The organism is Campylobacter sp. BCW_6873 (assembly GCF_001762365.1).
GTDB lineage: Bacteria > Campylobacterota > Campylobacteria > Campylobacterales > Campylobacteraceae > Campylobacter_D > Campylobacter_D jejuni.
The window spans coordinates 98,727-109,556 of the sequence record NZ_MJWS01000077.1 but is presented as its reverse complement, the minus strand read 5'-3'; the positions used below and the strand labels follow the sequence as shown (position 1 = coordinate 109,556).

The window sequence follows — 10,830 nt, the reverse complement described above, 5'->3', positions numbered from 1 at the left end:
AAAGCTAATAAAGAAAGTAAAGAAAATTCTAAAATAAGTTTTGCTAATGCTTTTTTAAAACAAAATGCCAGCAAGTTAAGTGATATAGAAAGTAAAAATTCACAAACTCTAGCAAGAAGTGAAATATTAAATTCTACTAATACAACAAATACTAGCAATAATACTAATTTTAGTATAAGTAGTAAGACAAGTTCTCCTAATTATGATATATCAAGTGAATTTAAAAACTCTATTTATACTCTAAAATATAAACAAGTAGATTTAAGCACTGATACAGCCTATGGTTATAGTGTAGATAAAGATGGTTATATGGGAAGTGATTTTAACAATGCTGCAGGATTACCTGAAGATTTTAAGATACATAAATCTACTTTGGATGAGATAGAGAGATTTAATCAACATGGTATGGCTGATGAAACTAGTGGTAATTATTATAATAGTTTTGATATGGCTTCTATTGTTAAATCCTATTATAATAGCTTTAATCAAGTAATAAGTGCATTTCCAAATGATAAAACAAGTTTTAGCGAAGCTGATTTAGAGCAATTGCCAAAAGGACTAAATTATGGTCGTAATGAAAACAAAGAAAAAATTGTAAAAAATATATTTAATGCGGAACAATTTCACGAAGCACAAGCGATTAAGTATTCTACTATGAATTTGGGTATGAACCTTATGAAACTTGACTTTTCTCCACAAAGTATGGAGCAAGATCCTTCAATTGAAGGTGAATTTAATCCTGATATGTCAGTTTATCCACAAAATGAAGATGGAAGTTATTCTAAAGAAGCTTTGTTTATGAGTTTTTTAAAATCCTATCCGCCTTTTCCATCTCCAAATCAAGTTGTTTTTAGTCCTGAAGCAAAAGTTTTAGAAGCAAAATTTGAGCTAGAAATGAAAGCAAATCCTTCTTTCGATGTTTCCTTAGATGACATTATGACAGGAAAAGTTGATTTTGCAAGTTTATTAAAAGGTTATGCACAAGATGGTTGGCTTGATGCAGGTATTTATGCAATGGAAAAAGGAGTTAAATGGCAAAATGTATACGTAGGCAGTGGAATCTCTTTTGATAGAGAATTTCATCAAGCAAAAGCTAATGGCTGGAAAGCAAGTAACCAAAGTATAGACTCTTATGTTAATTCTATAATGGATAGATTAAATAATCTTATAGGGCAGACTAGGGTTTAAAGGTTTTAATTTTTTAAGTTTAAAACAAATTGCTAATAACAAAATAAGATAAAATTAGTATAATTTTTTACAAAAAATTTGAAAGGAAATTATGAAAAAAATTATTTTGATTTTTATCTCTTTTTTTGCTTTAAATTTGAGTGCAAAAGATTTGGTTGTAGGAATGGAGCTTGGATATCCGCCTTTTGAAATGAGCGATAAAACAGGCAAAGCAAGTGGAATTAGCGTGGATTTTTTAGAAGCTTTTGCAAAGAAAAACGGCTATAAACTTGTAGTAAAAAATATCGCTTGGGATGGTTTAATACCTGCTTTAAAAACAGCCAAGATAGATCTTATAATGTCTTCTATGACAATTACCGATGAGAGAAAGAAAGTGGTGGATTTTAGCATTCCTTATGCTAAGGCAAATTTGGCTATTTTAACTCCTTTGAACTCTGATATTACAAATATCAAAGATTTAGATAAAAAGGGCAAAGTTTTGGCTTTAAAGCGTGGTTCTACAGGGCATTTATATGCGGTTAAAAATTTAAAAAATGCAACTATTAATTTATTTGATAAAGAAAATGCTGCTATTTTGGAAGTGATTCAAGGCAAGGCTGATGGATTTTTTTATGATCAACTTACGATTTATCGCACTTGGCAAAAACATCAAGATACAACTAGAGCCATTTTGGCACCTTTTCAAGAAAATCCTGAGTTTTGGGGTATAGCAGTGCAAAAAGGTAATGCAGAACTTAAAAAAGAGCTTGATGAATTTATTGCAGAAAGCAAAAAAGATGGGCTTTTTGATTCTTTAGGAGAAAAATATCTTAAAGATGTTAAAGATACTTTTAAAAAGAATAATTTAGAATTCTTTTTCTAAGAAGGATTTTCCTTCTTAGGTTACAAAGCTTTCCACAAGCCTTTGCACTAGCAAATTCCATCCATCCACTAATACAAAAATCAAGAGTTTAAAAGGTAAAGAGATCATAGTAGGAGGTAGCATCATCATACCCATAGCCATTAAAACTGAGCTTACAACCATATCTATGACTAAAAAGGGTAGGTAGATTAAAAATCCTATTTCAAAAGCGGTTTTAAGCTCTGAAATCATAAAAGCAGGAACTAAAACCGTAAGGGGAACATCATCTATGGTTTTGGGATTGGGTAGATTGCGTATGCGATAAAAAAGGGCTAAATCTTTTTCGCGAGTATTTTTAAGCATAAAATCTTTAAAAGGCTTTGCTCCTTTTATAAAAGCCTCTTCATAGCCTATTTTTTCTGCTAAATAAGGTTTTATACCTTCATTATAGGATTTTGTAGCTACAGGTTCCATGATAAAAAAAGTTAAAATTAAAGCCAAGGTTACTAAAATAGTGTTAGGTGGCATACTTTGCGTCCCCATAGCTTGTCGCAAAAATGAAAATACCACAATAAGACGCAAGAAAGAAGTCATAACAAAAACTATACTTGGAGCGAGCGCAAGTATGGTTAAAACAATCACTATATTTAAAGTAGTAACAAGCTGATTAGGCGTATTGGGTGCACTTAAGCTTAAATTTACTGTAGGGATAGTTGCTTCAGCAGCAAATAAGCTCATGCTTAAAAGTAAAAATAATAATATTTTTTTCAAAATTTAAAAACCTTTTTTGTTTTTTATTAAAGAAATTTAAATTTTATCTTTTGATGACTAAAAACTAGTTTAAGGGTATTAGGATTTTAACTTTAAACTGCTAAAATAGTCTTTTAGACTTCTTAATAACAAAGGTAAAAAATGAAAACTTCTATTTTGATTTTAGCGGCAGGATTGGGCACTAGAATGAAATCACAAAAGCCAAAGGTTTTGCAAGAGCTTTGTCAAAAAAGTGTGATTTTACACATTTTAAAAAAGGCTTTTGCTTTAAGTGATGATGTAAGTGTAGTTTTATCGCATCAAAAAGAACGCGTTGAAAAAGAAATTTTAGAACATTTTCCAAAAACACAAATTTTAGAGCAAGACTTGCAAAATTATCCAGGAACTGCAGGAGCTTTAAGGGGGTTTGAGCCTAAAAATGAAAGAGTGTTGATTCTTTGTGGCGATATGCCTTTAGTTGAGCAAACAAGTTTGGAAGCTTTGTTAGGTAATAATGCAAAATTAAATCTAGCAGTTTTTAAAGCAAGAGATCCTAAAAGTTATGGTAGGGTGGTGATAAAAAACGATAGCGTTGAAAAAATTGTTGAATTTAAAGATGCAAATACACAAGAAAAAGAGATAAATACTTGCAATGCTGGGGTTTATGTGATTGAATCGAGACTTTTAAAAGAGCTTTTACCTTTGATTGATAACAATAATGCGGCAAAAGAGTATTATTTAACCGACATTGTAAAACTAGCAAAAGAAAAAGATGTGATGATTAAAGCGGTTTTTGTAGATGAAGATGAATTTATGGGGATTAATGATAAATTTGAACTCAGTATAGCTGAAAATTTCATGCAAGAAAAAATTAAAAAATACTGGATGCAACAGGGTGTGATTTTTCATTTACCGCAAAGCACTTTTATAGGTGCAGATGTTGAATTTGTAGGTGAATGCGAAGTATATGAAAATGTAAGGATAGAGGGTAAAAGTAAGATTATAAACTCTATCATTAAAAGCTCAAGTGTGATAGAAAATTCCATCGTAGAAAATAGCGATGTAGGGCCTTTGGCACATTTGCGTCCAAATTGTGAGTTAAAAAACACTCATATAGGAAATTTTGTAGAATGTAAAAATGCAAAGTTAAATACCGTAAAAGCAGGACATTTGAGCTATTTAGGAGATTGTGAGATAGATAGTGGAACTAATATAGGCTGTGGGACTATTACATGCAATTATGATGGGGTAAAAAAGCATAAAACCATCATAGGAAAAAATGTTTTTGTAGGTTCTGATACGCAATTTATCGCGCCTGTAAAAATCGAAGATGAAGTGATCATAGCAGCAGGAAGCACGGTAGGTATCAATGTAGAAAAAGGTGCTTTGTTTATCAATAGAGCAGAGCATAAGATGATAAAAGATTATTATTACAAAAAATTTCAAAAATGAAAACCATACTTTTGGCTATTAGTGGCAGTATAGCTTTTTATAAATCTTACGAGCTTATTTCTTTGTTTAAAAAAGAAGGCTTTAGGGTAAAAGTTTTGCTTTCTAATGGTTTGTTAAAATTTGCTAGCAAAATGAGTTTTGAAGCCTTGGCTGATGAGATTTTATGCGAGGAAAATGAAAGTTGGCAAAACTCAAACAATCACATAGTTTTTAGCAAGGATGTAGACCTTGTTTTGTTTGCCCCTGCAAGTGTTAATTCTATCAATAAACTTGCTTTTGGTATAGCGGATAATCTTTTTATCCAAACCTTAATCGCAGCAAATAAACCTCTTATCATAGCTCCTGCGGCAAATACAAATATGTTTCATCATTTTAGCACGCAAAATTCTTTAAAGATACTTAAAGAAAATAAAGCTTCGATTATAGAGCCTATTTGTAAAGTTTTAGCTTGTAAAGATGAAGGCGTAGGAGCCTTAGCTGAAGTTAAGGATATTTTTAATATCACCAAAAGAGAGCTTTTAAAAGAAAAGTTTTGGTGTGATAAAAGTGTAGTTATCACAGGTGGTGGCACAAAAGAAAAGATCGATGATGTGCGTTGTGTGAGTAATTTTTCAAGTGGAAAAATGGCAAAAGCCATAGCTGATGCTTTTTATTTTTTAGGAGCTAGGGTAAAACTTTTAAGCTCTGTGGAATTTGATACGCCTTATGAGCTTTGCAAATTTGAAAGTTCTAAGGAACTAAAAGAGCTTTTGGATAAAAATTTAAGTCATGACTTTTTGATTATGACGGCTGCAGTGAGTGATTTTATCCCTCAAAGTGTAAAAGGAAAAATTAAAAAAAATGAGCATTTACAGGGTTTAAACTTGCATCTATCTTTAAATGAAGATTTGCTTAAAACTTGCAAATTTCAAGGCAAAAAGATAGGTTTTAAGATGGAATTTGATTCTCAAAATGCCTTAGAAAATGCGAAAAAATCTTTAAAAGATAAGCAACTTGATATGGTTTGCCTTAATATCATTGGTCAAAAAAATTATTTTGGAAGCTATCAAAATGAACTTTATTTTATCACTTTCAACAATGAAAATAAAAGCACCTTGCAAAGCAAAGAAAAATTGGCATTTGAATTAGTAAAATGGTGTGAAAAATTATGAGTATGATTAATTCTACCTTGCCTATACAAATGAAAGTTTTGGCTAAATCAGGCTATGGACACTATACGCTTTTGTTAAATCACAAAAAGATTCAAACCAAAAGCATGATAGAGCTTGAAATTGGCGCTGAATATTTAGCCGAACTTTATATGCAAAATGGTGGAGTTATACAATTTAAACATCTTTCAAAGCGTCCTAATTTCAAACCTTTTGAAGAGGGATTGGCTTTAATAATCGCTATTTTAGAGGATAAAATTTCTTATAAAAAATTCATCATACAAAATCTTTTAGATTGTAAAGATATAGAGCGTTATCAGATATTAAAAGAAATGCTTTTTGCAAGTTTTGAAAATATTTATCATATTCCTTTTATCTTTGAAAATAAATCTTGCTTGTTTCAAATGCGTAAAAGAGCAAAATATTTAGAAATTTACTTATATTTTAGTGTTTTTGGAGCTTTGAAAATTTTAATAGATTTACAAGGTGTTAGCGTTTTTACACCTTTTGCCAAGGTACAAAAATTTTTAAACGAACATTTAGATTTTAATGTATCGCAAGAAAACAAGATTGAACCTTTGTTTGTTTTCAAAAGGCTTTTTGATTTTAAAGGATGAAAAATGAATGAATTAAAACACCTTGCTGTTGTTATGGATGGTAATAGGCGCTGGGCTAGGGCTAAGGGTTTTTTGGCAAAACTTGGATATTCCCAAGGAGTCAAAACTATGCAAAAATTGATGGAAGTTTGCATGGAAGAAAATATTTCAAATTTAAGCCTTTTTGCTTTTAGTACGGAAAATTGGAAGCGCCCTAAAGATGAAATTGATTTTATTTTTGAACTTTTAGATCGTTGTTTGGATGAAGCTTTAGAAAAATTTGAAAAAAATAATGTGCGTTTAAGAGCTATAGGTGATTTATCGCGTTTGGAAGATAAAGTAAGAGAAAAAATTACCTTAGTTGAAGAAAAAACAAAGCATTGTGACGCACTTTGTGTTAATTTGGCTATAAGTTATGGTGCAAGAGATGAAATTATAAGAGCTGCTAAGCGTGTGATCGAAAAAAAACTTGAGCTAAATGAAGAAAATTTAACGCAAAATTTAGATTTACCTTTAGATGTGGATTTGATGCTTCGCGTTGGAAATGCTAAAAGACTTTCAAATTTCTTACTTTGGCAGTGTTCATATGCTGAAATTTATTTTAGTGAAACTTTATTTCCATCTCTTACCAAGAGAGAATTTAAAAGGATTATTAAAGAATTTAGAAATAGAGAAAGAACTTTTGGAAAATGATACTTTTCATAATAATTCTAGGGGCTTGTTTGGGTTCTTTTTGCACAAGTTTGGCAAGTAGGATAATTGAAAAAAAGCCTTTTTTTATCTCGCGCTCTTTTTGTTTTTCTTGTGATGCAAAATTAAAATACTATGAAATTATTCCTATTTTTTCTTATATTTTTTTAAAGGCAAAATGTCAAACTTGCAAATGTCATTTGCCTATTTCTTTATTAATCAATGAAATTTTAGGCATAATTTTGCTTATTTTGGTTTATTTTTTAAGTCAAAATTTTTATGATTTTTTATTTTTATCTCTATTTTTATTTAATCTTTTCTTGCTTTCTTTAATTGATATTAAACTCAAAGCCGTACCACAAATCTTACTTTGGAGTGCTTTTTTATTTGCTTTTTTTTACGCCTTTAGGGAAAGTGAAATTTTACATTTTTTGATTTTTAAAGAGTTTAGCAGAGGTTTTTTACTAAATGCTTTTAGTTTTGGAGGATTTGTTTTTTTATTAAAAAGTTTAGTTTTTTTTCTAATGAATTTCCAAAAAAAAGATGAAATTTTAGAAAATTTGGGTGATGCTGATATTATCATTATGTCTTGTATAGGTGGAATTTTAGGTTTTGAGTATGGATTTTTAGTATTATTTATAGCTTCTATTTTAACTTTGCCTTTTTTTATTTTTTTTAAAATTAAAGCAATAAAAGAGCGAGAACTTGCTATGATACCCTTTTTAAATATCGCTTTTGTGGCAGTTTTATTTTATAAAAACTTAGGATTATTCTAATGAAGCTTAGTTTAAGATATGTTTTAAATCAATTTTTAAGTACGAATTTGTCTATATTTTTCGTACTTTTTGCTATTGTATCTATGGTGTTTTTTATTCAACTTGCAAAACTTACTTCAAGCATAGAGATTAGTTTTTTGGATCTTTTAAAGCTTTATGGATTTATGTTGCCTAGAATTTTAATTTTTACCTTGCCTATATCTTTTTTCATTTCTTTAACTTTGGCTTTGTTTAGACTTTCTAAGGAAAATGAAAGCATAGTACTTTTTACTTTGGGATTTTCACCAATGATTTTGGCAAAATTTTTCCTTAAAATTGCAAGCTTGATTAGTGCTTTTATGCTTGTTGTGGCTTTGGTAATGATACCTATAGTATTTGAGCTTCAGGATAACTTTGTAAACTATAAAAGCACTCAAGTGAAATTTAACTACAAAACAGGAGAATTTGGACAAAAATTTTTAGACTGGATGATTTTTATAGAAAAACAAGATAGTGATAAGTATGAAAACATAATTATGTATCGCCCTAAACATAAAGCTGATGATAAAGAACAGCTTATCATAGCCAAAGAAGCGCATGTGCAAAGAAAAGACGATAGCTTTGCTTTTAGCTTAAATCAAGGCAAAATGTATAATTTTGAGCAAGGTCAAAGTATTTTTAGTGGAGAATTTGACACTTTAGTAGTAAATACTCAGTTTAATACAGACAATCTTCAAACAAAGAAATTTTATGAATACTGGAATGATTTAAACGAAAATCCACAAAGAGCAAGAGAATTTGTGATTTATACAACTATAGCCTTGTTTCCACTTGCTAGTACGCTTTTTGCACTTTGTTTTGGTTTGGTTACTTATCGTTATGAAAAAGGCTATGTGTATTTAGGTATGTTTGGAGTGATTGCTATATATTTTGGACTTTTAAGTTCTTTTTCTCAACCTCCAATTTTGGCTTGCCTTGGAATTTTTTCTTTAAGTTTATTTGTTTCGGCTTATTGTTTTAAGAAAATGATTTTGAGTCGTTATTGATGAAAATAAAAATTATATTTTCTTATGATGGCTCTGCTTTTTTAGGTTCTGCTACTCAGCCTCATAAAAAAGGTGTTCAAGATGCTTTAAGTGGGGTCTTATCGCATTTGGGTATTTTTTCACCTCTTTTGATGGCTTCTCGTACGGATAAAGGAGTACATGCAAGCTATGCTGTAGCTAGTGTAGAATGTGGAGATCATTTTGTAAATTTAGAATATCTTCAAAAACAACTTAATAAATTTTCCCATCCTTTTATCCATATCAAAAAAATTGAAAAAGTAAAAGATGATTTTGAGGTAAGATTTGATGTAAAAAGTAGAGAATACCGCTATATATTTTCTCACTCTTCTTATAGTCCTTTTATGGCTTCTTATGTACATTTTTATCCTAAATTTGACCTAGGTAAAGCTAATGAGCTTTTGGGTTTTTTTGTAGGAAAAAAGGATTTAAAGTTTTTTTGTAAAAGTGGAGGGGATAATAAAACGACTTTAAGAGAAATTTTTATTGCTAGAGCTTATGCTTATAAAGATTTTAGCATTTTTCATTTTAAAGCTAATGGTTTTTTAAGAGGGCAAATTAGATTAAGCGTAGCAAGCGTTTTAAAGGTTTTAGAAGGAAAAATGAGTGAAAAAGAACTCAAAGAACAGATTGAGGCTAAAAAGCAATACAATCACTTTTTAGCACCGCCAAATGGGCTTTATTTAAGCCGTATATGTTATTAAAAACTTTCATAGAAATTAAACGCCTTTTGGGTTAAAATTTTTCTTATTTCTTCTTGATGTTCTTTGCCTTTGGTTTCTAGGGTAATTGAAATCATCGCATCGCCATAATCAAGCTTGGTGGAAAATCTATCATAGTCGATTTTTACTATATTTGCATTGGCTATTTTTAAGCTGTCTGTAAGGTGTAATAATGCCCCAGGTTTATCTACTAAAGTAACATGAATTTGCATTTTTCTGTAAGATTTAAATAAACCTTTTTCTATGATGATATTTAGCATTTGTGCATCGATATTGCCTCCGCTTAAAACTACGCCAATTTTTTTATGATTTTGTGTATTTATTTTTTGATGAAGTAGGGTGGCTACACTCGCAGCTCCTGCGCCTTCAACTATGATTTTATGTTTTTCAAGTAAAAACAATACCGCATTAGCGATTTCTTCATCATCAACTTGGATAAAATCATCTACGCATTCTAAAATAATATTAAAATTAATAGGATTTGCATCACGCACAGCAATACCATCGGCTATAGTGCGTACGCTTTTTGCATTTTTGATTTTTTTAGCATGAAAACTTTCATACATTGCAGGAGCTCCTTTGGCTCCAACGCCGATGATTTTAATGTTTGGATTGATTTGTTTAGCTGCACTTGCGATACCACTTATAAGTCCTCCACCTCCAACAGGTGCGATAATCATATCAAGATCACTTATTTCATCAAGCATTTCAAGCATCAAAGTTCCTTGTCCTGCCATTACAAATTCATCTTCAAAAGGATGGATAAAACTAAGATTATTTTCTTTAGCATAAGAGGTTGCAAAAGTATAGGATTCATCAAAATTATCCCCTTTGAGTATCACCTCTGCTCCTAAGGCTTTTGTAGCAGAAACTTTTAAGAGCGGAGTGGATTCTGGCATTACAATAACCGCTTTAATGCCAAATTTTTTTGCACTAATGGCCACGCCTTGAGCATGGTTTCCCGCACTTGCGGCAATGACTCCATGTTGTTTTTGTTCAGCGCTAAGATTGGCTATTTTATTATAAGCTCCACGAATTTTATAAGCACCTGTAATTTGTAAATTTTCATTTTTAAGATAAATCTCACTTTGACAAATATCACTTAAAAAAGAAGAGTATATGAAAGGAGTTTTGTTTACAAACCCTGAAATTTGTTGTTTTGCTTTGTAAATTTTATTAAGCTCTAACACTATTTTTCCTTTGTTTTAAAATACGGATATTCTAGCATAATGCAACGATTTTGTATAAAATTTATATCTAATTTTTTACATTCTTCTTTGGCTGTTTCATTACTAATACCAAGTTGAAGCCATAGGTTTTTAATATTTTTTTCAACAAGCTTAGGAAGAATTTCTAGTGCCGCTTCGCCTTTTCTAAAAAGTATAAGTGTATCGATTTTTTCTTCTATTTGATCTAAATTTCTATAAACTTTTTCATTTAAAATAAACTCTTCTTTAGGATAAATAGGAAAAATTTTATAATTTTTTCTTTGTAAAAATTCTGCTACCCTATAAGAAGCTTTTGTCTTATCTGGACTTAAAGCAAATATGGCAATATTTTTACTTGTATTTATAATATAAGAGATAGTTTCTTTTTCATTCATTATTAACCTTTGTTTTGGTAT

12 protein-coding genes are annotated in these 10,830 nt (G+C 30.2%); 9 read left to right on the top strand and 3 right to left on the bottom strand.

All coding sequences use genetic code 11. The features are described from left to right. Together AJ932_RS07085 and AJ932_RS07080 are read left to right on the top strand one after the other, a co-directional pair. The coding region (locus AJ932_RS07085; protein ID WP_070278590.1) for a Cj0814 family flagellar-dependent secreted protein at positions 1 to 1,188 on the top strand (1,188 nt) is incomplete at its 5' end. Positions 1,189 to 1,279: 91 nt separating this feature from the next. Next, complete coding sequence (locus AJ932_RS07080) at positions 1,280 to 2,050, top strand: transporter substrate-binding domain-containing protein (RefSeq protein ID WP_002859503.1); 771 nt, start codon at positions 1,280 to 1,282, stop codon at positions 2,048 to 2,050. Positions 2,051 to 2,065: 15 nt separating this feature from the next. Here AJ932_RS07080 and fliP read toward each other — a convergent pair whose 3' ends face one another. Next, positions 2,066 to 2,800 (bottom strand): flagellar type III secretion system pore protein FliP, encoded by a 735-nt coding sequence (fliP, locus tag AJ932_RS07075; RefSeq protein WP_002852529.1) that lies wholly within the window; start codon positions 2,798 to 2,800, stop codon positions 2,066 to 2,068. Between the two features lie 141 nt (positions 2,801 to 2,941). Between fliP and glmU the strand changes: the two genes are divergently transcribed. From glmU to truA, 7 genes are read left to right on the top strand one after another with little or no spacing between them, the layout of a single operon-like run. Further along, the gene (gene glmU / locus AJ932_RS07070; RefSeq protein WP_070278588.1) at positions 2,942 to 4,231 is read left to right on the top strand and encodes a bifunctional UDP-N-acetylglucosamine diphosphorylase/glucosamine-1-phosphate N-acetyltransferase GlmU; all 1,290 of its coding nucleotides are present in this window, start codon (positions 2,942 to 2,944) and stop codon (positions 4,229 to 4,231) included. After that, the gene (gene coaBC / locus AJ932_RS07065) at positions 4,228 to 5,382 is read left to right on the top strand and encodes a bifunctional phosphopantothenoylcysteine decarboxylase/phosphopantothenate--cysteine ligase CoaBC (protein ID WP_070278586.1); all 1,155 of its coding nucleotides are present in this window, start codon (positions 4,228 to 4,230) and stop codon (positions 5,380 to 5,382) included. The genes glmU and coaBC overlap by 4 nt, the downstream gene beginning before the upstream one ends. Next, a complete protein-coding gene (locus tag AJ932_RS07060) occupies positions 5,379 to 5,996 on the top strand; it encodes a hypothetical protein (RefSeq protein WP_070278584.1) in 618 nt (205 codons plus the stop codon). Before coaBC ends, AJ932_RS07060 begins: the two co-directional genes overlap by 4 nt. Positions 5,997 to 5,999: 3 nt before the next feature. Next, positions 6,000 to 6,668, top strand: coding sequence for a polyprenyl diphosphate synthase (uppS, locus tag AJ932_RS07055; RefSeq protein ID WP_002852565.1), 669 nt, complete (start codon positions 6,000 to 6,002; stop codon positions 6,666 to 6,668). Beyond that, positions 6,665 to 7,441: an A24 family peptidase gene (locus AJ932_RS07050; protein ID WP_070278583.1), complete on the top strand. Its 777-nt coding sequence runs from the start codon at positions 6,665 to 6,667 to the stop codon at positions 7,439 to 7,441. Before uppS ends, AJ932_RS07050 begins: the two co-directional genes overlap by 4 nt. After that, positions 7,441 to 8,466 carry an LptF/LptG family permease gene (locus AJ932_RS07045; RefSeq protein WP_002856798.1) on the top strand — a complete coding sequence of 342 codons (1,026 nt, stop codon included), beginning with the start codon at positions 7,441 to 7,443 and terminating at the stop codon, positions 8,464 to 8,466. Before AJ932_RS07050 ends, AJ932_RS07045 begins: the two co-directional genes overlap by 1 nt. Continuing rightward, positions 8,463 to 9,188, top strand: a complete 726-nt coding sequence (truA, locus tag AJ932_RS07040; protein ID WP_079264422.1) for a tRNA pseudouridine(38-40) synthase TruA — start codon at positions 8,463 to 8,465, stop codon at positions 9,186 to 9,188. Before AJ932_RS07045 ends, truA begins: the two co-directional genes overlap by 4 nt. On the opposite strand, the gene ilvA is transcribed toward truA, so the two are convergent. Together ilvA and AJ932_RS07030 are read right to left on the bottom strand one after the other, a co-directional pair. Further along, positions 9,185 to 10,396 carry a threonine ammonia-lyase gene (ilvA, locus tag AJ932_RS07035; RefSeq protein ID WP_002861469.1) on the bottom strand — a complete coding sequence of 404 codons (1,212 nt, stop codon included), beginning with the start codon at positions 10,394 to 10,396 and terminating at the stop codon, positions 9,185 to 9,187. The two genes, truA and ilvA, sit on opposite strands and share 4 nt — an antisense overlap. Further along, positions 10,396 to 10,809: a CoA-binding protein gene (locus AJ932_RS07030; RefSeq protein WP_002861470.1), complete on the bottom strand. Its 414-nt coding sequence runs from the start codon at positions 10,807 to 10,809 to the stop codon at positions 10,396 to 10,398. The genes ilvA and AJ932_RS07030 overlap by 1 nt, the downstream gene beginning before the upstream one ends. Positions 10,810 to 10,830: the final 21 nt, after the last annotated feature.